Annotated in this window: 12 protein-coding genes; 6 read left to right on the forward strand and 6 right to left on the reverse strand. The window is 73.8% G+C overall.

Features of this window, described 5'->3' with window-relative positions:
• Positions 1 to 87: 87 nt before the first annotated feature.
• Positions 88 to 255, forward strand: a complete 168-nt coding sequence (locus tag ETAA1_RS32535; protein WP_202920493.1) for a hypothetical protein — start codon at positions 88 to 90, stop codon at positions 253 to 255.
• Between the two features lie 7 nt (positions 256 to 262).
• Here ETAA1_RS32535 and ETAA1_RS28815 read toward each other — a convergent pair whose 3' ends face one another.
• The 5 genes from ETAA1_RS28815 to ETAA1_RS28835 form a co-directional block, all read right to left on the reverse strand.
• A complete protein-coding gene (locus ETAA1_RS28815; RefSeq protein WP_145244068.1) occupies positions 263 to 1,000 on the reverse strand; it encodes a PAS domain-containing protein in 738 nt (245 codons plus the stop codon).
• 404 nt (positions 1,001 to 1,404) lie between these two features.
• Positions 1,405 to 3,681, reverse strand: a complete 2,277-nt coding sequence (locus ETAA1_RS28820; RefSeq protein ID WP_145244069.1) for a delta-60 repeat domain-containing protein — start codon at positions 3,679 to 3,681, stop codon at positions 1,405 to 1,407.
• Between the two features lie 27 nt (positions 3,682 to 3,708).
• A complete protein-coding gene (locus ETAA1_RS28825; protein ID WP_145244070.1) occupies positions 3,709 to 6,084 on the reverse strand; it encodes a delta-60 repeat domain-containing protein in 2,376 nt (791 codons plus the stop codon).
• A gap of 92 nt (positions 6,085 to 6,176) precedes the next feature.
• Complete coding sequence (locus tag ETAA1_RS28830; protein ID WP_145244071.1) at positions 6,177 to 8,504, reverse strand: FG-GAP-like repeat-containing protein; 2,328 nt, start codon at positions 8,502 to 8,504, stop codon at positions 6,177 to 6,179.
• 526 nt (positions 8,505 to 9,030) lie between these two features.
• Positions 9,031 to 10,485: a hypothetical protein gene (locus ETAA1_RS28835; protein ID WP_145244072.1), complete on the reverse strand. Its 1,455-nt coding sequence runs from the start codon at positions 10,483 to 10,485 to the stop codon at positions 9,031 to 9,033.
• Between the two features lie 486 nt (positions 10,486 to 10,971).
• On the opposite strand from ETAA1_RS28835, the gene ETAA1_RS28840 reads away from it, so the two are divergent.
• The 5 genes from ETAA1_RS28840 (at position 10,972) to ETAA1_RS28860 (ending at position 15,327) form a co-directional block, all read left to right on the forward strand.
• Entirely contained in the window at positions 10,972 to 11,148 is a 177-nt protein-coding gene (locus ETAA1_RS28840) for a carbon storage regulator (protein ID WP_145244073.1), read from the forward strand.
• An 86-nt stretch (positions 11,149 to 11,234) separates the two neighbouring features.
• Positions 11,235 to 11,492 carry a BON domain-containing protein gene (locus tag ETAA1_RS28845; protein ID WP_145244074.1) on the forward strand — a complete coding sequence of 86 codons (258 nt, stop codon included), beginning with the start codon at positions 11,235 to 11,237 and terminating at the stop codon, positions 11,490 to 11,492.
• A 355-nt stretch (positions 11,493 to 11,847) separates the two neighbouring features.
• The gene (locus ETAA1_RS32540; protein ID WP_202920494.1) at positions 11,848 to 13,026 is read left to right on the forward strand and encodes a sensor histidine kinase; all 1,179 of its coding nucleotides are present in this window, start codon (positions 11,848 to 11,850) and stop codon (positions 13,024 to 13,026) included.
• Positions 13,023 to 13,781 (forward strand): response regulator, encoded by a 759-nt coding sequence (locus tag ETAA1_RS28855; protein ID WP_145244075.1) that lies wholly within the window; start codon positions 13,023 to 13,025, stop codon positions 13,779 to 13,781. Before ETAA1_RS32540 ends, ETAA1_RS28855 begins: the two co-directional genes overlap by 4 nt.
• Positions 13,774 to 15,327 carry an ATP-binding protein gene (locus ETAA1_RS28860; RefSeq protein ID WP_145244076.1) on the forward strand — a complete coding sequence of 518 codons (1,554 nt, stop codon included), beginning with the start codon at positions 13,774 to 13,776 and terminating at the stop codon, positions 15,325 to 15,327. Before ETAA1_RS28855 ends, ETAA1_RS28860 begins: the two co-directional genes overlap by 8 nt.
• Positions 15,328 to 15,992: 665 nt before the next feature.
• Here the strand turns inward: ETAA1_RS28860 and ETAA1_RS28865 are convergent.
• Positions 15,993 to 24,083, reverse strand: coding sequence for an FG-GAP-like repeat-containing protein (locus ETAA1_RS28865; protein ID WP_145244077.1), 8,091 nt, complete (start codon positions 24,081 to 24,083; stop codon positions 15,993 to 15,995).
• Positions 24,084 to 24,111 lie beyond the last annotated feature (28 nt).

The raw sequence follows: 24,111 nt of genomic DNA on the forward strand, positions 1-24,111 counted from the left end.
CCGACTACCCGCCACCACCGCCACGAACTCACATTGAGTTAGCGGGAACCCTCAGCCCACCTGGTTGCGTCCGCCCGCCGGGCGGGTATGCTTGGCCGCATGGCCGACGTGACGCACCTCCTCGCCGTGGCCGGGGCCGGTGACCCGATCGCCGCGGCCGGCGGCGTGGCGGTGACCGTCGGGCTGGTGTTCGGTTACGACCCGGCCCGGACGGCGGCCCGGCTCGACCCGATCGACGCCCTCCGCCGCCGGTAGACGCGGGTCACCCGGCGCCGGCCGGCAGCACCGTGACCGCGACTGCTCGCACGTCCGGGTCGCGGAGGAGGTTGGTCGCCTGCAGGCGAACCCGCCGGTAACTCCCGTCGGCGTGCCGGAGCCGCGCGGGGGCCTCGACCCGCTCCCCCGCCCGCGTCAGTAACTCGTCCGCTTCCATCCGCAGCCGGGGCCGGTCGTCCCGGTGGACCCAGTCCCGCGCGTCGGTGCCGACGAGGGCGTCCACGGCCCGGCCGAGCAGCGCGGCCAGGCCCGCGCTGGCGTACCGGACCACCCGGTCGGCCCCGACCAGCGCGTGCCCGTCGCGGCTCCGGTCCAGGAACGCCCGCACCAGCCGCCGCTCGTCGCGGGCGCCGGCCACGGACCGGCGGGCGTAGTCGAAGTCGGTACACGTCCCGACCCACCGGACCACCCGCCCGTCGGCGTCGCGGACCGGCTCCCCCCGCGCGAGGAACCACCGGTACTCGCCGTCGGAGCGGCGGAGGCGGAACTCGTCCCGGTGCGGGAGCCCGTCGCGGACCGAGGCCGCCCAGCGGGTGAGCACGGCCGGCAGGTCGTCCGGGTGAACGACCCACCCCCAGTCCCACCCGAGCAGGTCGTCGGCGGGGAGCCCGGCGTACTCGGTGCAGCGGCGGTTGAGGTACTCGACGGCCCCGTCGGACCCGGCCGCCCACACGAGTTGTGGGAGGTGGTCGAGGACACGCGGCGGCACGGGGCTGGGGTCCATCGGCCGAACTCCGGGCGGGAGCTGCCCGGCTCGCGCGGTGAGTGGGGTGATAGTGGTGAGCAGGCGGGAATGACCTGGACGGTTGATTGAATTATAGCCGGCGGCGGCGCCCGGTATTTACCTCGCGTGCCATTTTGCCAGGGCAGCGAGGTCGCAACCACGACGGCCGGCCCGTCCGACGCCGCTCCCGCGGCCGGGGAGGTCCGTCGGAAGCGCGGGCGAGGAGGCGGCCTCGTTTGCGGTCCGGCCACGGCGGACTCGCGCGGGCAACGCGCCCGAGCCCGCCGCGGCGCCGCCCGATGATCCTGAGGGATCGCATGGATCCGACACCGGAGCGGAGTGCCGAGCGGCGCTCAGACTCTGTTCCCAGCATAACATCCCCTCGTGAGAGCGATCGTGTCGTCTCAGCCGACGTAGACGCCGCCGGGCAGGATGGCCCCGAACGGGTCGAGGTCCTGGAACGCGGCCGGCTCGGCGGGGCCGGTGATGTTCCGCCCCAGGTACACCCGGACCCGGCTCGGCGACCCCTCCCCGCTCCCTGCCACCACGTCCGCCCGGCGGTCGTTGTCCAGGTCCGTGGCCGCCACCCGGACCCCGCCCCGGGCGGACGAGTCGCCGGCCACGAAGAAGTCCATCAGCGGCGACATCTCAGCCGATTCCAGGTTCGCGTTGAGCAGGACCTGGCCGGACAGGGCGCGGACCCGCGGGGCTCCGCCCGGCCCGCCGCCGAAGACCAGGTCCGCGGCCCCGTCCCCGTCGATGTCCCCGGCCGCCAGGTACACCCCGTTCCGCAGGGTCGCGGCGTCCGCCCCGGGGAAGGCGAAGAAGTCGTTCCGCAGCCGGGTCGGTGTGTCGAACACCGTCCTCCCGTCGAACAGGGCCACCCGCGGGCCGCCGCCGAACCCGGCGGCCACCACCAGGTCCGGCGTCCCGTCGGGGAACACGTCCCCGACGGCCGGCCGGGCTCCGCCCCGGAAGTTCGAGTCGTCGATCCCGAAGAAACTGGCCCGCAGGACCGGGGCGGCCCCGGCCGGCAGGGAGAAGATCACCACCCGCGGGCCGCCCCCCTGGTCCGGGGTGAACACCAGGTCCGCCCGCCCGTCCCGGTCCAGGTCGCCCGCGGCCGCGAACAGCCCGCCGGTGAAGTTCGGGTCCCCGAACGGGTCGGTCGGGCCGACCAGGACGGTCGTGTGGTCCGTCCCGCTGACGACCGCGAACCGGACCGGGGTGCCCGGGCCGGTCGCCAGCACGGTGTCGTCCACCCCGTCCCCGTTCACGTCCCCGGTGGCGACCCGGACCGCCCCGGCGAACCCGGGGAAGACGATCGGGGTGGCGGCCGGGCCGCCCGGGATCGCCCCGGTGGTCGGGTCGGCGGTGTAGACGGCCGCCCGGCCGTCCGCCGTCCCGCTCGCGGCCAGGTCCTCGGCGGTCGCCGCCCCGAGCAACCGGACCGCCTTCCCGGTCCCGGCGTTGGTGGTCCCGGCGGCCACGATCGTTCCACCCGGGGCGACGACCACCCGCGCCGGACCGACGATCGGCGAAAGCGACGCGATGTTCGGCCGGCTCCCGCCCGGGTCGAACGTCGGGTCGAGGTCACCGGCCGCGGTCAGGCGGAACACCTCCCCGGCCGAGTCGACCCCGATGACGACCACCTTCCCGTCCGGTTGCACCGCCACCCCGGTGCCCACGAAGTGGTTCGCCGTGATCCCCGGGAGGTTTCCCGAGAACGACCCGCCGTGGAAGGTTGGGTCCGGGGCCCCGGTCGCGGTGCGCTTGCTCACAACGAGGACGGTGGAGAGCAGGAACTTGGCCCCGGTCGCGTACACGTTCCCGGCCGGGTCGGTGTCCACCGCGTTCGCCCAGTCCATCCCGCTCAGCCGGGCCGTCCCGTCCCCGGCGAACGTCGCGTCGAGGGCCCCGGCCGGGGAGAGCCGGGCGACCGAGGCCTCCAGGTCGGCGAAAGCCACGATGTTCCACGACTGCCCGGCGAGGACGATCCGGCCGGCGGGGTCCAGGGCCAGGTCGAACGCCTTCTCGTTGTCCGCACCGCGGATGGTGAACGACGTCACCCCGCCGCCTCCGAACCCGGCGTCCAGGATGCCGGCCGACGTGAGCCGGGCGGCGGCGAACCGGCTGATCGTGCCGGTCGTGGTGTACCCGCCGACCACCACCCCGCCGTCGGCCGGGTCCACGGCCACCCCGGTGGCGGTGTCGGTCGCCCCCGCCGCGACGTGGAATGCGACCGTCCCGCCCGTCCCGAACGTCGGGTCCGGGGCACCGGCCGCGGTCAGCCGGGCGACCGCGAACCGGCCGAGGTCGCCGGTGGTGGAGACGCCGGCCACCACCACCCGGCCGGCCGCGTCGAGGGCGACGGCGGCCGCCACGTCGTCCCCGCCGGCGATGTCGACGGCCGCGGTGCCGCCGGTCCCAAACGTCGTGTCCGGGGTGCCGTCCGGGTTCAGCCGGGTGACCAGGAAGTCGTGCCCCCCGGCCCCGTCCGCGGTCCCGGCGAGGACCACCCGGCCGAGCGGGTCCACGACGACCGCGGCCGCCCCGCCCAGGTCCGGGCTGACCCCGGCGACCCCGAAGCTCGGGTCGAAGGTTCCGGCCGCGGCCGGAACCTCTCGCGCCTCCAGCCGCTCCAGCCCGATCCGGTCCGCCGGGTGTGGTCGCCGTTTCATGACATGCCCCTGTACCGGTGGGCCCTGCTACCCGACGAAGACGCCGCCGGGCAGGACCGTCCCGCCGAACAGAGTCAGATCCTGAAACGTCGCCGGCTCGCCCGTCCCGGACAGGTTCTTCCCGAGGTACGCCCGGAGCCCGGCCGCCACCCCCTCGCCGCTCCCGGCCACCACCTCGGCCCGGGTGTCCCCGTCCAGGTCGGCGACCGCCACCCGCACCCCGCCCCGGTCGGCCGCGTTCCCGCCCACGAAGAAGTTCGACACCGGTGCCGCCTGGGCCCCGTCCACGTCGCCGGCCGCGACCAGCGCCCCGCTCAGGAGGAACACCCGCGGCGCCCCGCCGGGGCCGCCGCCGAACGCCAGGTCGGCGAACCCGTCCCCGGTCACGTCGCCGGCGGCCACGAACGCCCCGTTCCGCAGGTTCACCGCGTCAGTCCCGGGGAAGGCGAAGAAGTCGCCCACCAGCCGGGTCGGCGAACTCAGGACGGACGCCCCGCGGAACACGGCCACCCGCGGGCCGCCGCCGAACCCGGCCGCGACCAGGAGGTCCGGGGTGCCGTCCCCGTCCACGTCGCCGACGGCGGTCCGGGCGCCGCCGCGGAAGTCCGGGTCGTCGATCCCGAAGAAGTTCGCCCGGACCGGGGTCGAGCCGTCGGGGCGGCGGCTGAACACGGTCACCCGCGGGCCGCCGCTGACGTCCGGCGAGACCACGAACTCGGCCCGCCCGTCGTGGTCGAAGTCCCCGGCCGACACGAACCCGCCGCCGGCGAAGTCGCCGCCGAACGGGTCGAACGGGGCCACCAGGAGCGTGGCGTTGTCCACGCCACTGATGACCGCCACCCGGAGCGGAGTGCCCGGGCCGGTGACGAGGACGTCGTCGGTCACCCCGTCGCCGTTCACGTCCGCCATCGCAGCCCGCACGTTCACCGTCGCCGGTCCGAATGGCGCCAGGGTGGCCGCCGGGGGGGTCACCAGGGTACCGGCGGCGTTCGGGGCGAAGCGCTCTGCCGTCCCGTCCAACGTCCCGCCGGCTATCAGCGCGTCCCCCTTCTCGACCGTCCCGATCAGTCGGGCCACCCCGAAGTCGGAATCCCCGCCGGCCGTGCCGACCTGACCCGCGACGACAATCCGGCCGGCCGGTCCGACTGCCGCGGCATAGGCGGCGTCGAAGTTGGTGAATCCGAGGTCGAAGCCAACGGTGCGTTGACCTCCCGGCCCGAAGGTGCCGTCCGGGGTTCCGTCCGCGTTGAGCCGGGCCACCCCGAAGTCCGTACCACCGGGCGTATCAACGTACCCGGCGAGCACGACCCGGCCGTCCGGTCGCAGGGCCAGGGCGGTGGCGAGGTCGCGGTTCATCCCACCGAGGTCGAAGGCGAGGGTGCGCTTTCCGCCCGGCCCGAAGGTGCCGTCCGGGGTTCCGTCCGCGTTGAGCCGGGCCACCCCAAAGTCCGTGTTGATGCCGACGGCCGTGACATACCCGGCGACGACGGCCCGGCCGTCCGGATACACCGCGAGGGCGTTAGCGACGTCCCCGTTGCCACCGCCGAGGTTGAAGGCGATGGTGCGTTTGCCGCCCGGCCCGAACGACCCGTCCGGGGTTCCGTCCACGTTCAGCCGGGCCACCCCGAAGTCGACATTCCCGGCCGCATCGACCTGCCCGGCGAGCACGACCCGGCCGTCCGATCGGACGGCTACGGCCCGTGCGGAGTCGAAGTTGGTGGCACCGAGGTCGAACGCGACGATGCGCTTGCCGCCCGGCCCGAACGACCCGTCCGGGGTCCCGTCCGCGTTCAGCCGGGCGACGCCGAAATCGAAGTCGCCGCCGCCCCGATCGACCTGACCGGCGACGACGATGCGGCCGTCCGGTGCGATCGCCACGGCCCGCGCGAAGTCGATGTTTGACCCGCCGAGGTTGAAGGCGATGGTGCGCTTGCCGCCCGACCCGAACGTCCCATCCAGGGTTCCGTCCGGGTTGAGCCGGGCCACCCCGAAGTCGGCACCACCAGCCGTGGTCACGTCCCCGACGACGACGATCCGGCCGTCCGCCTGGACCGCCACCGCGTTGGCATAGTCGCCGTTGGTGCCGCCGAAGTTGAAGGCGACGGTGCGTTTGCCGCCCGGCCCGAACGTCTCGTCCGGAGTTCCGTCCGGGTTCAGCCGGGCCACCCCGAAGTCCAAGGACCCGCCCGCCGTATCGACCGGCCCGGCAAGGACCGTCCGGCCGTCCGGCTGGACTGCCACGGCGTTGACGTAGTCGGAGTTGGAACTACCGAGGTTAAAAGCGATCGTTTGGCGACCAGCGGTGCCGAACGACGGGTCGAGGGCGCCGACGGCGGCGGGTACTTCGCGGGCCTCCAAGGATTCCAGCCGGGGGCAGGATCGGCGGGTGCGAGCGGGGGTCATGGTTACTCCGGGTGAACGCCGCCGAGGGCGGCTGTATGCAGGCGGTGGAATCGCGGGGACCGGCCGCGCCCACGCCGGCCGGTCCCCGCCGGTCACCCGACGAACACACCGCCGGGTAGGGTCGTGCCGCCGAACAGAGTCAGATCCTGAAACGTCGCCGGCTCGCCCGTCCCGGACAGGTTCTTCCCGAGGTACGCCCGGAGCCCGGCCGCCACCCCCTCGCCGCTCCCGGCCACCACCTCGGCCCGGGTGTCCCCGTCCAGGTCGGCGACCGCCACCCGCACCCCGCCCCGGTCGGCCGCGTTCCCGCCCACGAAGAAGTTCGACACCGGTGCCGCCTGGGCCCCGTCCACGTCGCCGGCCGCGACCAGCGCCCCGCTCAGGAGGAACACCCGCGGCGCCCCGCCGGGGCCGCCGCCGAACGCCAGGTCGGCGAACCCGTCCCCGGTCACGTCGCCGGCGGCCACGAACGCCCCGTTCCGCAGGTTCACCGCGTCAGTCCCGGGGAAGGCGAAGAAGTCGCCCACCAGCCGGGTCGGCGAACTCAGGACGGACGCCCCGCGGAACACGGCCACCCGCGGGCCGCCGCCGAACCCGGCCGCGACCAGGAGGTCCGGGGTGCCGTCCCCGTCCACGTCGCCGACGGCGGTCCGGGCGCCGCCGCGGAAGTCCGGGTCGTCGATCCCGAAGAAGTTCGCCCGGACCGGGGTCGAGCCGTCGGGGCGGCGGCTGAACACGGTCACCCGCGGGCCGCCGCTGACGTCCGGCGAGACCACGAACTCGGCCCGCCCGTCGTGGTCGAAGTCCCCGGCCGACACGAACCCGCCGCCGGCGAAGTCGCCGCCGAACGGGTCGAACGGGGCCACCAACAGCGTGACGTTGTCCGCCCCGCTCACCACCGCGACCCGGAGCGGGGTGCCGGGGCCGGTGATGAGGATGACGTCATCGATTTCATCCCCGTTCACGTCTGCGACCGCCGTCCGGACGTTCACCGCCGGGCCCCCGAACGCCGTAAGAGTCGCCGTCGGCGTGCCCGGGAGGGCGCCGGCCGGGGTCGGGTCGAGGAGGGCCGCTGTCCCGTCCGCCACCCCCCCGGCGGCCACCGCCGTCCCCTTCTCCACGTCCCCGATCAGCCGGGCGAGTTCGACGCCGCCCGGCGCCGCCTCCCGCGTCCCCGCCACGACGAGCCGCCCGTCGGCCGACTGGACCAGGGCGTGGCCGATGTCCGTGCCGCCGAAGTCGATGACGGTGGCGCCGGGGGTCGGCCCGGCCGGGTTGAACGCGGGGTCGAGCGCGCCGGTGGGGGTGAGCCCGACGGCGGCGAAGTCGATCGCGGGCCCTCCGGTGATTCCGCCGAGCACGATCCGGCCGCCGGGCTGGATCACGACGGAACTCGCCTGATTGAACCCCCCCCCGGCGCCGGTCCGGACGACCCCGCCGGTCCCGAACGTCCCGTCCGGTGCCCCGTTCCCGTTCAGCCGGGCGACTCCCATGAGGAGTCCGCCCGGGCCGCTACTCGTGCCCGCGATCACCAGCCGACCGGCGGCGTCCACCGCCACCGCGGACGCGCTGTCGCTCGTCCCGGCGGCGAGGTTGAACCACGCCTTTCCGCCGATCCCGAACGTGCCGTCGAGCACGCCGCCCGGGGTGAGTCGGGCGACCGCAAATCGGTAAACGGCGCCCACCTGCGTCTCGCCGACGAGGACGATGTTCCCGGCCGCGTCGCGGGTGGCCTCGTACAGCCTGTCGCCCAGGAACCCGAAGCTGAACGTCGTGTTCCCGGCGGTCCCGAAAGTGGGGTCGATGGCCCCGGTGCTGGTCAGCCGGCCGATCGTGAACCGGCCGACGCCGCCGGCGGTGAGCGTCCCGGCCACGACCACCCCGCCGTTCGCCTCGGGCAGCAGACTTCTCGCCTCAATGTCCTGACCGATGACGGGGGCGGGGAGGATGACCCGGCCGGCGAGCCCGAAGGTCGCGTCGATCATCCCGTTCGGGGTCAACCGGGCCACCGCGACCCGGTCGTTGCCCAGACCGGGCGTCGACTTCCCGCCGACGAGGATGTTCCCGGCCGGGTCGAGGGCGACCGCCCGGGCCGCGTCGCTCCCGCCGCCGAAGTCGATGGTCGCCCGCCCGCCGGTTCCGAACGTCGGGTCGAGCGACCCGTCGGGGTTCACCCGCTCGACGAGGAAGTCGACCCCGCCCACTCCTGGGGTGAAGCCGGCGACCACCACCCGCCCGTCGCCGAGGGCGACGGCGGCATACGCGCCATCGCCCCCGCCGACGTTGAGACTCGCCAGGCCGCCCGCCCCGAAGGACGGGTCGAGGGCACCGACCTCGGCCGGCACCTCGCGGGCCTCGAGGGCCTCCAGGCGGGGCGCGGGGCGCGAACGGGTCCGGTCGGCCGTGCGTGGCGGGGGCATGTGGGAGTTCCTCGTGGGTGATGAGGTCAACAGCCTGACGCCCGCGTCTTCCGGCGCCGGGGGGCGTGAAGTTGGACAACGGCTTGTGTCGGCTTCCAAAGGCAAAGCCGTAGCCGGTGCCGTCAGGATTGTGGGAAAACCGGAATACGACGGAGTGGCTTGTGGTTTGGACCGCCGGGGGGTGCGGACGGCTGGGGCCGGCTGTGCCGTTCGTCGCCACCTCTCCCGTTCGTGTGCCGGCCCCGCACACGGCGGCGGTCGGCCGGGCCGCGCTCCCGATTCGGAGCACCAGCGACCCCGGCGGCAAGCCGCTATGCCCGTGCGGGGCGGTCTGGGGGAGATCACGCGCTCGGCCGCGCCGGGCGGTTGGCGGTCGTCGACGACGAGCCGGAGTTGGTGGCCGCCCTGTGCGAGTCCTTCCGCACGGCGGGACCCGAAGTGACCGGGTTCAGTACCGCCGAACTGTCGCACACGACGCTCGCGTCGGGAGGCGGGACCTTCGGAACTGGCATCCGCCGAGGCGCGATCAACCCGCTGGGGTTGTTCGCGACGGCGGGTGCGGCGCGGCGGCCCGGTTCGCCCGGGCCACCACCCGGTGCCCCAGGACGATCGCGGCCGTCCCCCCGATCGCGGCCGCGAGCGTCGCGGCGGCTCCGAGGAGGTTGCCCAGAAGTCCCGGGTCGGAAAGGAGAACCACCCCGAGCGCCAGCATCATCATCCCGGACAGCAGCTTGAGCACCCGCCCCTGGTACTCCGTCAGCTTGTGCGACGACAGGGTGACGGAGAACCCGACCACGATCAGAAACAGAGGGGTGACGTAAACCAGGTTGTAAAGCGCGAGGTAGCCGTAGTACCCGGCCGGCGGCAGGTCCCGCAGGGTCAGCACCCGGGTGTAGACGAGCGGGAAGCCGGCCGTGCAGAGCAGCTCGTAGGCGTTCGCGGCGAAGGCCAGCGCCGCGGTGCCGGCCACAAGCGCCGGCAGGCCGTCCGCGCCGCCGACCGCCTGCATCCGGTGGACCAGCCGCGACCGGGCCGAGTCGGACAGGGACAGCGACACTCCCTGCTTGAACCAGAAGTAGTCCTTGATGTTCACCACAGCGACCGCGGTCGCCACGGCGCCGGCGGCCAGGGTGATGGCCCGCATGTGCCCGACCAGGAAGAACAGGTTCAGCCACGCGGCCATGAACAGGAAGTAGACCAGCCCGGAGACGGCCACGAACACCCCGCCGACGAGGAGCATCCGCGGCCGGCTGCCGGTGCGAAACATCAGCCCGAGCAGGATCAGCAGGACGAAGAAGGCGCACGGGTTGAACGAGTCGAGCCCGCCGAGGACCACCGTCAGCGCCGGGAGCGACACCTCCTCCGGCCGGACCGCGCCCCACCACGGCACGTCCACCGTCGCCGCCTCCGGCGGCGGGGGTAAGTCGAGGTCGAGCGGCAGGTCGAGGTCCGGGTCCTGGGCCGCCGGGACGCCGTCGGGCGCGGCGAGGAGCAGCAGCATCAGGGGCACCGCGGCCGGCGGGGGCGGGGCGGGCGGCGGTGGCGGCGGGCGGCGGTCGTCCACCTGCTTCTGGAGGGCGGTCCGGTAGTAGACGAGGGCGGCCTCCAGCCGCTTCCCGGTCGTGGCGTCGCCGAGGTAGCCGATCTCCATCTGCTTGCAGTAGAAGAACGCCGGCACCTGCCCGGCCTGCTTGCCGACGCCCACCGCCATGCGCCGGTAGTGGTCCATATTCGCCGGGCTGCCGGACGTCTCGTAGGCGGTCACGGCCAGCCAGTCGTGGCGCTTCTGGAGCCCGTCGAGGAAGGTCCGGGCGGCCGTGCAGTGCGGGCACGTCCGCGAGTAGAAGAGGTACAGGTTCACCTTCACCTTGCCGTCCTTGACCTCGTACCACTTCACGGCCGGCGGGGCGTCGTCGGCCGCGGCGGGGGCCGCGACCACGGCGCCGAGGAGGAGCGCCAGGACGAGACGGGACAGGTTCATCGGGGCTCCTCGGACGGGGCGCGCGTGGATACCCGCAGGGTGTCGCACGGGCGGTAGCGGGACGGAATGGGACTGTCCCAACGCAAGTCCGGAGCCAATCGCCCGCGTCCGAACCGGGGCCGCGCCGCCGGGCGCCACCGCTCCGACCCCACCCTCGCCGGCGGCCCGGGTGTGCAGGGCGGGCACACCCGGGTGGCGCCGTGTGCGGCCCGGCACACCAACCGGCGCCGAGTGCGGCGAAACCAGACCGGCACTCGGGTGTGCGGTAGTGCCAGACCGGCACACCGCACGACCGCCGTGGTCGCAGCCGTGGCGCCGCCTGCGGAGTTGCTGCCGGCCCGTTCTTGCCCAAACCCCTGTGGCGGTATCAGTTTGCCAAGTCGAGGCGACCGCGTCGGCCCGGCGTCTTGAGGACTTGAGCCGTTTCGGCCTCGGGGTTGCTTTCCACGGGTCGGAGCCAACACCAACCTCTGGACGGAACCAGCCATGCTCGTACTCACCCGGAAGGGCGGCCAGGAAATCGTGATCGACGGCCGCGTCCGTGTCACCATCCTCGCCGTGGGCGGTGACCGGGTGCGCGTCGGGATCACGGCCCCGCCCGAGATCCGGGTGGACCGAGCCGAAGTCCACGAGCGGCTGGTCGAATCCGCCGAGTCGCGGTGAGCCGACAGCCGAGGGTCGGCATCCCCGCCAGACCGCGGTGGTGGCACAACGGTGTCCCGCGCCGAAGCGACCACATGTGAGCGCCCATGCTTCACACACCCACCGGGCCGGTTCACGTGCTGCCCGCCCACGCCGCGGAACCTGAGTCCACCGCCCTCCTGCTCGCGGCCGACATCCGACTCCGTCACCGAGGGCTGCTCCGGGAGTTGTGCATCGAGGTCCGTGACGGCGGCGCGGTCCTCCACGGCCATGCGGTCTCGTACTACGGCAAGCAGATGGCCCTCCACGAGGCGCGGCGGATCGGGATCGCCGTCGTCGCGAACCGGATTGTGGTTGACCACTGACGGCGTGGGATGCGACCCGCGCCGCCGCACCTCGCTCCCGGTCTTCCCGGCCCTTGCAGCCTTCCCGGTTCGGCCGCCTCCTCACAGCCCGCCGTCAAGTGCGAGATCCCGCCTGCTCACCGGCGCTGGCTCCGTTGGTGCGGTCATCGAGGGCGGTGGCCGGAATGATGCGGGTCCGAGGTGGTGGTCGGGCAGGGCAGAGCCCGACGACCCGGGCCGACCCGGCCGTGACGGCGATACACTGGGCTTGAAGCCGACGGCCGACGTCGTTCGGTCCGTTGCCGACGCCGGCCCGGCCGGGTGAGCTGAGCCGGCGGGACGCCGCCCCCGACCGACCTCCCTCATCGGCCCTGCCATGACCCCCGCCGACGCCCAGTTCAGCCGATACCAGGACCTCCAGCGGTACGTCGGCTGGACGGACGACGACGCCCGGAACGTCCGGTCCGTCGCCGCCCTCCTCGACCCGCACCTGGCCGGGTTGGTGGACGACTTTTACGCCGAGATCGAGCAGCACCCGGCCGCCCGAAAGGTGATCACCGGCGGCGCCGAGCAGATCGCGCGGCTCAAGGGGACACTGCTCGACTGGCTCCGGCAGCTGCTGGGCGGCCCGTACGACCGCGAGTACGTCGCCCGGCGGTGGCGGGTCGGGTGGCGGCACGTCGAGATCGGCCTCGACCAGGTGTACACCAACGTCGCCCTGTCCCGCCTCCGCCGCGGCCTGCTCCGGGTCGTCACCGAGGCCTGGCCGGGCGACCTCCGCGACCTCCTCCCCGTCCGCCAGTCGCTCAACACCCTCCTCGACCTGGACCTGGCGATCATCGAGGACGCCTACCAGGCCGAGTACCACGCCCGCCATCAGCGGACGGAGCGGATGGCCGCCATCGGGCAGGTCGGCGGCGGCATCGCCCACGAGCTGCGGAACCCGCTCAACGTCATCAAGACTTCCGTATACTACCTCCTCAACGCCAAACACCCGACCCCGGCAAAAACGGCCGAGCACCTCGGCCGGATCGAGCGCCAGGTCGTGCTCGCCGACGGGGTCATCACCGCCCTGTCGAACTTCGCCCGCATGCCGACCCCGGACCTCAAGCCGATCCCGATCCGTCGGGTGGTCGAGGAGGCGGTCGAGTCGAACCCGCCGCCGGCCGGGGTCGTTGTGACCCACGACTGGCCGGCCGACCTGCCGGACGTGCTCGCCGACGCCGACCAGCTGCGGATCGTCTTCGCCAACCTGGTCCGCAACGCACGGGAGGCGATGGGCGGCACCGGCACCCTCACCCTGGCCGGGCGGGCCGCCGGGGGTGGGGCGGTGGTGACCACGGTCACCGACACGGGGGGCGGAATCGCGCCGGAAAACCTGGGCCGGGTGATGGAGCCGCTGTTCACCACCAAGGCCCGGGGCATCGGCCTGGGGCTCGCGCTGTCCCGGGCCATCCTCGAGAAGAACAAGGGGAGCCTGCGGGTGGCCAGCACGCCCGGGCAGGGCACGACGTTTACCGTCCGGCTGACGACCGCGGAGGGGGACCGGGTATGACGACCGCCGCACCGGCGATTCTCGTGGTGGACGACGAGCCGGACGCCTGCCGGAACCTCGCCGACATCTTCACCGACCTGGGGTACCGGGTGGACACGGCCCCCGACGGGCCGGCCGCCCTGGACCTCGTCCGGAAGTTCCCGTACGCCGTCGCCCTGCTCGACTTCAAGATGCCGGGGATGGACGGGCTGGAGCTGTACCGGGAGATCAAGCGGCTCCGGGCCGGCACGGTCGCCATCATCGTGTCGGCGTACACCAGCCTGGCCACCCGGGACGCGGCCCTCGGGGCGGGGGCGTGGCGGGTGCTGTCCAAGCCGGTCGATCTGCCGCGGCTCCTCGGGCTGGTGGACGAGGCCGTCGGGCAGCCGCTGGTCTTGGTGGTGGACGACGACCCGGACCTGTGCGCCACGCTCTGGGACCTGTTCCGCGAGCGCGGCTTCCGGGTCTGCATCGCCCACGACGCCGCGGACGCGGCCGAGCGGATGGGCACCGGGCCGTTCAAGGTGGTGCTGATCGACATGCGGCTCCCGGCCGGGGACGGGTCGGCCGTCTTCCGGATGGTCCGGGAGTCCTGCCCGGACGCGCACACGGTGCTCATCACCGGACACCGGGAGGAGCTCGGCGACCTGGTCCACGAGGTGCTCCGCGCGGGGGCCGACGCCGTCTGCTACAAGCCGTTCGACGTGCCCGGGCTGCTCGACACGGTCGGGCGGCTGAGCCGGGACGAGCCGGCCGGTGGGGATTCGCATGCTTGAGCCCGCCCCGTTCACCGTCCTGGTGGTGGACGACGACCCGGACACCCGGGCCAACCTCCGCGACATCCTCGACCTCGACCGGTACCCGGTGGTCGAAGCCGCGTCGGTCGCCGACGCCCTGGCCCGCGACGACTGGAGCCGGTACGGGGCGGTGGTCCTCGACCGGCAACTCCCCGACGGGACCGCCGAGGACCTGCTCCCCCACCTCCGGCGGCTCGCCCCGGACGCGGCGGTCGTGATCGTCACCGGGTTCGACGACCTCCACGGGGCGGTGGCGGCGTTCCGCCTGGGGGCGGCCGACTACGTCCTCAAGCCGGTGAACGCGGACGAACTCCGCACCCGGTTCGGGCGGCTGGTCGAGGCCCGGCGGTACCGGGACGCGTTGCGGGAGAGCCAGGAGTTTGCCCGGGCCGTCCTCGACTCCCTCTCCGCACACATCGCCGTCCTCGACCGAGCCGGGGCGGTGGTGGCGGTGAACGCCGCCTGGGACGCGTTTGCCCGGGAGCGGCAGGGGGACCCGGACCGGTGCGGGGTCGGGGCCAACTACCTGGAGGTCTGCCGGCGGGCGTCCGGGCCGTTCGCGGAGGAGGCACCGGTCGTCGCGGCGGGCATCCGCGACGTCCTCGCCGGGGTCCTGCCCCGGTTCGTCCTCGAATACCCGTGCGACTTCGTGGACCAGAAGATGTGGTTCGCGATGATCGTCACCCCACTCGGCCCCGACCGCCGGGGGGTCGTGGTGTCCCACCTGGACATCAGCGACCGGAAGCGGGCCGAGGAGGACCTGCGCGCGAAATCCGAGGAGCTCCGGGCCACGACCCAGCAGTTGTGGCAGGCGGCCCGGCTGGCCGGGGTCGGCGAACTCGCCGCCAGCCTGGCCCACGAGTTGAACAACCCGCTCGCCACCGTCCACCTTCGGGTCGAGGGGCTGCTGGCGAAAACGCCGCCGGGCGACCCCCGCCGGCGGCCGCTCGAGGTCGTGGACCAGGAGGTCACCCGGATGGCGGGTCTGGTGGGCAACCTGCTCGGGTTCAGCCGGGCCGGGCGGGACCAGGTTTCCACCGTGGACGTGTGCGAGGAGGTCACCCGGACGGCCGAGTTGGCCGCCCAACACCTGCGGAAGCGGCAGATCCGGTTCCAGCCCGAGTTCACCCCGGCGGGGCAGGTCATTTACGCCGACCGGCAGCAACTCCGGCAGGTGTTCCTGAACCTGTTCACCAACGCCGCCGACGCCATGCCCTCCGGCGGCCGGCTGACCGTACGGGTCGCCCCCGGGACGCTGCCGGGCGGGCGGGCGGCCGTGGTTGTGGACGTGGCCGACACCGGGTCGGGCATCCCGCCGGAGCACCTAACCCGGGTGCTCGACCCGTTCTTCACGACGAAGGAGGAGGGGAAGGGGACCGGGCTGGGTCTGGCCATCTGCCGGCGGATCGTCGAGCAGCACAACGGCGCCCTGGAGATCGACAGCCGGGTCGGCGCGGGGACCACCGTCCGGGTCACCCTGCCGGTCCGCCCGGACACGAACGTGGCACCCCTCCGGCCCGCCTGACCGCGCTCGACGGTGACACCCTGATCTTCCCCAAGAAAAGTGGAGTCGAAGTTAACGGTGGGTCTGGTGGTACGTGCGCTCGAACTCCTCCGGGGAGACGAACCCCAGGGAGGAGTGGCGGCGGACGCGGTTGTAGAACACTTCCCCCAACCCGTGTCCGACCCGAAGCCGGACCGGTCACGCGGCCCCCAGCACTGCGCGCCGCCCCACCGCCCGCTGCCGTCGTGACGTGCGGCGGGGGTCGGTAAGAATTGCGGTCGGTCTCGTCCGACGCCCGCCAGGCGCTTCACCCATCCGACTCGTTTGTCCTGGGTTCTCCTGCGGCCCGCCGGGGGCGGCGTGGGGGCGGGGCGCTGACCGCCGCCGCACCGGCCGAGGCCTGGGAGCCGCGATCGACGGGAGCGGCTGCCGGACCGCCGGAGCCGCCGCCCGATACTCCTGACCCGAACCCGGAGCAGTCACCACGGCGGAGTTCACGTGCCGAACCCGCAATCCAGGATCACAACCAGGGGGCGTGCCACACCCGCCGCCCACGGGGGCTCGTGACGGAGATCACCTTGCTGGTGCGCGACGGCGACGCCGCCGCGCTCGCGGTGGAGGCCGACGTCGAAGGGTGACGACCGCCGCCCTTACTCGTTCGGGTGCGGCCAGGCGATCGTCTCGACCTAGCCACGTGGCCTGACTGAGGGCTTCGCGGCCTTGAAGTCCGGGTTGTGGAGCAGAGCCGCCGCCTCGAGCAGTAGCCACGCCGTGATCGCCACGACCCGCCAGTCCACCGGGCCGTGAACGGACTCGCCGGCCGCCTGGTCGTCGGGCTCGGCTGGCACTTCGCCCGGTCCGTCCGGCTCGCCCGGCGGCGGGGCGGGGGGGGAACTCGGTGGTGACGGATCCCCGGCGGGGGTGGTCGGCGGTGGCACGTCCGCGGGGAGCTTCTGGAGCGCGTCCAGCAACCGCTCCAGCAAGGTCGGGCCGTCGGGCGCCGCCTCACCGTCGGCGGCCGGCGGCCGGCCGGACCGCGCCGCCTCGACGAGCCGTTCCAGCACGTCGGCCGTCGCGTCCAGGAGTTCGTCCCGGGTCGGCGCGGCCGGCCGCGGGCCGTGAGACGGGTCGGGGTCGGGCTCGCCCGACAGGGTGGAGGCCACGGCGGCGATGAACGACTCGCCCTCGGACGCCAGCACCTCGTCGTCGGTCATCTCCCCGAGGCGTGAGAGGAACCCGGCGGGCAGGCCGGTGGCGGCCGCCGCGTCCAGCAGGCCGAACCCGGTCGCGGACGCGGCGCCCCGCCCGCCCCCGGCCGTCGAGATCGTCGTCACCAGGGTGGGGACGAGGGGCGAGGACGTGTCGACGGCGGTGAGGTCGCTGGTAATCTCGAACGTGATCGGGTCTCCGCCCGAGCCCGTCCGCACGGCGTACTCGAAGATCGCGTCGTCCCCCGCGCTGGTGACCAGCACCTCCAGCACGGCGGACGCGAAGTCCACCACCGCGAGTCCGCTGGGAACCCCCGCGACCGCCCCGCGGGGGACCAGGTCGGTGGATCCGCCGCCGGCCGTCGCGAGGACGACGCCGCCCCCGCTCCGGACCTCGATCACCCGGGAGAAGTCCACGGCCTGCACGAGCAGCACGGGCTGGCCCGTCGAGACGACGGCCTGCGTCCCGGCCGTCGCGTTGAAGCGGATCACGTCCCCGCCGGCGGTGACCACGTACCCGGCCGGGAGGCCGGGGATGTAGCTCGGCGCCTGGGGGGCGAGCGCGGCGCCGAGGTCGAGCACGCGCGGGCTGCGGTCGTCGAAGAACCCCTGGCCGCGGCCGGGGAGGACGGTCACCTTGCCGTCCCGGGTGGTGATCGCCAGGTCGCTCCCGCCGGGACTCGCGGGGTTTGCGACCAGGTCGGCGGAGAGCGGCCCGGCCCCGGCCGCCCGCAGCCGCGGCCCCGCCGTGCCGACCCACCGCCCGCCCGCCCCGTAGCTGCCGAACAGCACCGACACGTCGTTCGACCCGGCGTTGGCGACGAGCATGTCGGGGACGGCGTCGCCGTTGACGTCGGCGACGGTGACGTGAACCGGGTTGGTGCCGGTCGGGTAGCTCGCGGGGGCGGCGAAGGTGGGGGTGCCGTCCGCGGCCGGCGCGGTGGCGCGGTAGACGAGCACGCTGTTACTGCCGCTGGCGAGGACGACGGCGTCGGCCCGGGTGTCGCCCCGCGAGAGCGGGTACCACGTCACGTCGCCCGGCGCGAGCTGGGCGCCGGCGTCCTCCGCGGTCAGGGTGCCGACCGGGGTAAAGGTGCCGGCCCCCCGGGCCTGCACGGTGACCCGGTTCGTTTGCTGGTTGGCGACCAGGGCGACCGGCCCGCCGCCGCCCGTCTGGACGGCGATCGGGGCGCGGGTGCCGGTGACGGGCGGGGGCGGGGTGAACGTCCCGTCGCCGTTGCCGACGAGCCGGAGCACGTCCCCGGCCCCGTTGCCGACGAGCAGGTCGGGCGGTCCGCCGTCGGCGGCCGGCGCGAGGGACAGCCCGGTGGCCCCCGCCCCGACGGCGATCACCTGACCCCGCCGGAAGGTGCCGTCGCCGTTGTTGGCGAAGACCCACACCTCGCCGGCGTCGCGCATGAGCACCGCCACGTCGTCCACCGTCCCGCCGCGCGTGAACCGCCCCGCGACCGCGGCGCCGGCCTCGTCGTTGACGGCCCGGCCCAGGCTGGTTGAGGTGGTCAGCGCGGCGGTGGGGGCCGCGAACCCGCCGCGGCCGCTGCCGGCGAGGACGGAGAACGAGTGCTCGCCGCGGTTGACGACGAGCAGGTCCGGTCGGCCGTCGCCGGTGAACTCGCCCGAGGCGACCGCGACCGGCCGGGCGGCCGACGCGAACGTCGTCACCGGGGCGGTCACCTTCAGCACCGTGTTGACCAGGCGACCGGAGCCGTCGGGGAAGCGCACGGGCGCCGGCCCCTTGACCAGGATGTTCCCGTAGGCATCGACCGCCAGCCCCTTGATGCCGCCGAAGGTGTCGAACCGGCCGCCGAGGTCGAACACGGTGGTGATGACGCCGCCAACCGTGTCCACGACCCGGAGCAGGCTTTCCGAGTCCACGATGTAAAGGTCGGTACCGGACGCGGACAGCGCCAGGCCGCGGACGTAGCCGAGCTGGGCGTCGGTGGCCTGCCCGCCGTCGCCGAGGGTGCCGTACTGCCCGGTGCCGGCGACGGTGGTGTCCGCGCCGGTTACCAGGTTCACCCGGCGGACGGTCGGGCCGTCCGCGAAGTACAGGAACCCCTGGCGCGCGTCGACCACCACGGGAGTGGGGTAGCCGTCAAAGTCGCTGAGGTGTCCCCGGAGCCCGCGGAGGAAGCGGTTCTCGGCGATAGTGACGGCCGGGCCGTCGCCCTGGACTTTCCGGACCGTCCGGCCGTCGGCGACGTACACGGCGCCAGCCGAATCGACCGCGATGTAGTCCGCGTTCAGCCCGAAGTCCTGGGGGAGGCGGGCGACCGTGGTGATGGCCCCCGAGTCCACCCGGCGGATCACAGCGTCGGTGCGGTCGGAGATGTACAAAGGCGCTGGCTGGTAGGCGAAGAAACTATAACCGAGGGCGATGGCATCGACGGAGTTCAGCCGGGCGTCGGTCGCCGGTCCGCCGTCCCCGCTGTACCCGGGCGCCCCGGTGCCGGCGACGACGCTGATCACGCCGGTCCGCCCGTCCACCCGGTAAACCCGGTTCGGCTCCGCGAAGTAGACATCCGTTTGGTAGGTGCCGCCGGCGCCGAGCCCAAGCTGGTCAACCGCCCGGGGCGCCAGGGCGCCCGCGATCGTGGTCTGCACACCGCCGTCCGTCCGGACGATCAGGTTCTGGTCCGCGGTGTACGTCCGTCCGGCATCGTCCGTGGTCCGCGACCAGGGGCGGTCGGGGTCAGCCTCGGCGGGCGTGATGATCCCGGTCGCGAGGTCCACCCGGCGGGTCGCGTCTTCCCGGGGCGCGTAGCCGAGCTGTTCGTTGATGAACAAGTACCCCCCGGCCACGGCCAGGCTGTTGACCGGGTACAGGGGGGCGGACGTGGCCGGGCCGCCGGCCGCCGACTTGTACAAGTCCCGGGAGGTGCCCAGCATCGGGTCCAGTCGGGCCCAGTTCCCGGCGACCGTGGTGACGAGCCCGGTCGCCGCGTCGACCCGGCGAACGACGCCAAGGAGGTTGTCGGCGAAGTACACGTTCCCCTGGCCGTCCACCGTCAGGGCGGAGACGTCATTCAGCGGGTTCTCGGTCGCCGGCCGGCCGTCGCCGACCCGCCTGACGCCCCCCACGACCGTCGAGACCGAAGACGACGTTCCGAAGTTGAGGGGGCTGAGCCCCCCGCGGACGCGGGTGCTCCAGGCGAACGAGTGGTCGGCGTCGTTGAAGAAGACGGTTACGTCGCCGCTCGCCTGGTCCGTGACGGCGATGTCCGGCCGGCCGTCCCCGTTGAAGTCGGCGAACGCCACGTCCGACGGGGCTCCGCCGGATTTCCGGAAGATGCGGTTTCCTCCGTTGTACCTCCCCTCGCTACTCGGGAAGACGATCTCGATTCCGCTTCCGAGCGTATCGACGAGGATCAGCACGTCGGCCCGGCCGCTCCCGCTCAGGTCGGCTGCGAACATCCGGGTCGCGACAACCCTGGTTAAGAAATACTCGGCGAGATGGAGTTGGCCGCCGGCGAGCGTGTACAGCGAGACTTCGTACGACTTAGTGAAATCGACGAGAAATCTCGCCGCTCGACTGGCGGCGGCGACCACCCACCCGGTCGGGGTCTGCACCGCGACGGCGTCGCGGGCCGGGAGGCCGGGGTTCATGACGACCGGTGGGCCGAAGTCCGTCGAGCCGGGCCGCCCGGGGCGGTAGAGGAGGTTCCCGGCGGCGTCCACCACCACACTGTCGAGCACCGGCCGGCCCGCGGCGTCGGTCGCGCCGGATAAGTTGACCAGGAAGGGCGTGTTCGACCGCCCGCCGCCGCTCTGGTTGCTCGCCGCGGCGAACGTCCCGTCGCCCCGGCCGAGGAGGGTGGAGAGCGTCCCCTCCACCCCGTTGACGATTACCAGGTCCGGGTTCCAGTCGGCGTTCATGTCCCGGACGAGCACGGCCCGGGGGGAGAGCCCGACCGGCAGCGCCTGTGGGTCCTGGAACGACCCGCGGCCGTCAGCCAGCAGGACGGACACGGCGGCGGCCCGCCCGCCCGCCGCCACCAGGTCGGGCTTGCCGTCGCCGTTCAGGTCGGCCACCGCGACCGCGGCCGGGTCGTCCACGATCACCGACCGCTCGACCACGTCGAAGCTGCCGTTGCCCCCGTACCGGAGGATGCCGACCGAGTTGCCGGTGTTGTGCCGCACGACGACGTCCGGGGAGCCGTCGCCGTCGGCGTCGGCGATCGTCACCCCGTGTGGGACGAACCGAAGGCGGGTGACGACCTCGGTGGCGAACGACCCGTCGCCGTAGCCGAACCGCACCCCGACCGTCCGCTCACGGCTGTTGACGGTCACCAGGTCCGGCCACCGGTCGCCGTTCAGATCGACGGCCGCCACGTCCACGAGGCCGGTTAGTGTGAGGTCCTCGGGCGCCAGCCCGGGCGCGGCCCCCGGGAGCCGCGCGGCCGGCCCGGCCCGCGTGTCGCGGAGGGTGCCGTCGGCGGCCCCCAGAAGCGTGACCACCGTGCCGTCCTCGTTGTTCACCACCACCGCGTCCGGGTTGCCGTCGCCGTTCACGTCGGTCAGCAGGAGGGCACACGGCCCGCGGCCGACCGGATAGGTCACCTGCGGGCGGAAGCTGCCGTCGCCGTTGCCGAACAGCACCCCGACGGTGTCGTCCCCGCGGTTCGCCACCACGAGGTCGGCCCGGCCGTCGCGGTTGAGGTCGGCGGTCGCCACCGCCAGCGGCCGCGCCCCGACCGGGAACGACGCCTGCGGGGAATACGTGCCGTCCCCGTTGCCGAGCCGCACGGCCACCGCCGGCTCGCGGGCCAAAGTGGTCACGACGTCGAGGAGGCCGTCGCCGTTGAAGTCCCCGACCGCCAGTGCGACCGGCCCCCCGGCGACGGGCTCGGCGGTCGCGGGCCGGGTCCGGAACGTGCCGTCGCCGTTGCCCCGGAGCACGTCCAGGCCGGCGGCCGGGCCGTCGGTCACGCCGAGCATCTCGACGATCAGGTCCGGGATACCGTCCTGGTCCGCGTCGGCCACGGCCAGCCCGGCGTCCGACAGCCGCGGGATCAGAATCGACTGCTGAGCTTGGAACCCGCCGCGGCCGTCGCCGAGGAGTGGGGTGACGGTGAACTCGCCGGCGGCGGCGAGGTCGGGCCGGCCGTCGCGGTTGAAGTCGGCGACCACCAGCCGGATCGGCCGGGCGGAAAGCGGCACCTCGGTCATCGGCCCGAACCGCCCGCCGCCGGTAGCCAGGAACACCCCGACCGACTTGGCCGCGACGTTGCCGACCACCACGTCCGCCAGGCCGTCGCCGTTCACGTCGGCCACCGTCACCGCTCCCGGCCCACGGGCGTCGGCCAGGTCGGCGGCCCGCTGGAACGTCCCGTCGCCGCGGCCGAGCAGCACCGCGACCCCGCCGGGACCGGCGGTAATGTCCTGGATCCGGTTCGAGAAGGGAGCGCCGACGGCGGTCGTCGCCAGGATGTCCGGGATCCCGTCGCCGTTCAGGTCGGCCACCGCCACCGACCGCAGTTGTGGCAGGGGCTGGCTGTCCGCTAGATCGAACGGTGAGCCGATGGCGATCGACTCGCCCGGGCGGAAGCCCCCGTGCCCGTCGGCGAGGAGCACCCGGACGGCGTTGTAGGCCCCTTCGGCCACGACCACGTCGGCGGCGCCGTCGCCGTTCAGGTCGGCGATCGACACCGCGATCGGGGACGCGTACGGGTCGAGTTCGCCCGTCCACGCGTCGGGGCGGAGGGTGCCGTCGCCCTTGCCCGGGTAGACGAGGACGCCGGACTCGTTGGCGAGCACCAGGTCGGCCGCCCCGTCGCCGTCCAGGTCGCCGACCGCCAGCGCGGTCCAGCGGGTCTGAGTCGTTTCCTGCGAGAAGCTCGTGGTATGGGTGCCGTCCCCGTGCCCGAGGAGGATGCTGAATTTACCGGAGAGGGGGCCTTCGGGGCCGTGGAGAACGGCCAGGTCGGGGTAGCCGTCGTTGTTGAAGTCGCCCGACGCCACCGGCCCGAGGACGCCGTCCAACGGGGCGGTGTCGGTCGGCGGGCTCGTCGGTGTGAACGTGGTGGTGAGCCGGACGTCGTCCGGCCGGTCGACCCCGAGGGCGAGGAAGTAGACCCCGGGCCGGAGGTACTGCGAGAACGCCGCCGTGGCGCTGCCGGGCGGGCCTTCAGTCTGGTAGACGAGGGTGTCGCCCGTGGTGCCGGTGAAGAGGGACAGGACGGGGTGCGCGCCGGCCTTGGCGACGGCGGTTGCCGTGTACGTCCCGGCCTGCGTAACGGTGACCGGGATCTTCGGGAACACGTCGTCGAGGGGGGTGTCGGACCGCGAGTTGAGGGTGCCGGCGGAGAACGCCGCGTCGAGGTGGGACTCGTACAGCCGGCCGTGGTTCTCCGGGTCTTCCGGGGTCAAGGCGTCGACGTGGTGGACGGACAGAATGTAGGTGCCCGGGGGGAGGTACTGGCTGAGCGTCGCGGTCGGGTTGGCGGGCGTCCCGGTGACCACGACGCGGAGTTCCTGCCGGACGTCTACACCACTGAGTATTAGCTGGGGGAGCTCACCGGCCGGACCCAGTCGGGCGGTCGCCGTCAACAGCCCGGCCCCGACGGCCGGACTGATTGTAAACGAATAGCCCGCGCCCCCGCTCCGCTGGAACTCTCCGTCCGCCGTGGCGCGGACCGAGGCGCCGGTCGGGCTCACGATCGTGAGCGACTCCCAGCTCGCCCCGCGGTGCCCGAAGTGGTCGCCCGGCGCGGCGGGAGTGATTCGAAGTCCGAGGTAGATCGGTCCGTTCGCCAGTCGGCCGAGGTCTGGGAAGAGGTCCGGGTATCCGTCGGCCGGGGCCGACGCGAACGCCGGGAGTGTGGCCGGAAGGGTGATCGCGAGGTCGGCCAGGGACCACTCGCCCCCGGCGGCGAGTCCGGGTACGGCGATCGGGGCCGGTAGCAGCGGTGTCGTGGTCGCGGGGTCGAACCCGGGGCTGGTCGAAGCGACCACCTGCACGGTGAACGCCCCGGCCGCCACCCCGCCGCGGTTGTTGACGCTGAAGGAGGCGTGGACCGTCTCGCCCCACACGGCCGCCGCCTCCGCCAGCCGGAACGACGACCCGACGACGTCCGCCGCGAGCGGTTGTCCCTTCCGCACCGCGAGGGCGAGGGTGTACGTACCGGTCGTGGCGCCGGGGGTGCCGCTCCGGCTGGCGGTCGGGTTGTAGTCCGCGTTCCCGGCGGACGACACCCCGACGATGTAGCTGCCGCCCGCCGCGGCCTGCACCGTCAGCGCCGGGTCGCCCCCCTCCTGGTTGTTCAGCGCCACCTCGTTGCCGGCGGCGTCGAACACGCGCAACAGGGGCCGGAGGCCGCTCCCGGCGAGTTGGGCGCTGACGGCCGCGCGGAGGGTGTCGCCCCGGCCGAGTTCGACCCGGTACAGGTCGTGCTGGTCCGGCGCCGCCAGGTAGCCGCCCACGTTCGCGGTGTCGAGCGGCCCGAGCGCCAGCACCTCGGCCGACGCGAGGGTGTGGGCGGCCGGCGGCAGCCGCCCTTCGAGCAGCTCCACGAGGAGTACGGTCCGGCGGTCGGCGTGGCGGGTCATGGTGCGTCTGCGGTCGGTTCCCACGCGG

Origin of the sequence: Urbifossiella limnaea, from assembly GCF_007747215.1 — a bacterium.
In the GTDB taxonomy this organism is placed as follows: domain Bacteria; phylum Planctomycetota; class Planctomycetia; order Gemmatales; family Gemmataceae; genus Urbifossiella; species Urbifossiella limnaea.

Coding starts and splice junctions, on each gene's coding strand:
- ETAA1_RS32535 (WP_202920493.1), top strand. CDS start 88: ATGCTTGGCCGCATGGCCGACGTGACGCACCTCCTCGCCGTGGCCGGG.
- ETAA1_RS28815 (WP_145244068.1), bottom strand. CDS start 1,000: ATGGACCCCAGCCCCGTGCCGCCGCGTGTCCTCGACCACCTCCCACAA.
- ETAA1_RS28820 (WP_145244069.1), bottom strand. CDS start 3,681: ATGAAACGGCGACCACACCCGGCGGACCGGATCGGGCTGGAGCGGCTG.
- ETAA1_RS28825 (WP_145244070.1), bottom strand. CDS start 6,084: ATGACCCCCGCTCGCACCCGCCGATCCTGCCCCCGGCTGGAATCCTTG.
- ETAA1_RS28830 (WP_145244071.1), bottom strand. CDS start 8,504: ATGCCCCCGCCACGCACGGCCGACCGGACCCGTTCGCGCCCCGCGCCC.
- ETAA1_RS28835 (WP_145244072.1), bottom strand. CDS start 10,485: ATGAACCTGTCCCGTCTCGTCCTGGCGCTCCTCCTCGGCGCCGTGGTC.
- ETAA1_RS28840 (WP_145244073.1), top strand. CDS start 10,972: ATGCTCGTACTCACCCGGAAGGGCGGCCAGGAAATCGTGATCGACGGC.
- ETAA1_RS28845 (WP_145244074.1), top strand. CDS start 11,235: ATGCTTCACACACCCACCGGGCCGGTTCACGTGCTGCCCGCCCACGCC.
- ETAA1_RS32540 (WP_202920494.1), top strand. CDS start 11,848: ATGACCCCCGCCGACGCCCAGTTCAGCCGATACCAGGACCTCCAGCGG.
- ETAA1_RS28855 (WP_145244075.1), top strand. CDS start 13,023: ATGACGACCGCCGCACCGGCGATTCTCGTGGTGGACGACGAGCCGGAC.
- ETAA1_RS28860 (WP_145244076.1), top strand. CDS start 13,774: ATGCTTGAGCCCGCCCCGTTCACCGTCCTGGTGGTGGACGACGACCCG.
- ETAA1_RS28865 (WP_145244077.1), bottom strand. CDS start 24,083: ATGACCCGCCACGCCGACCGCCGGACCGTACTCCTCGTGGAGCTGCTC.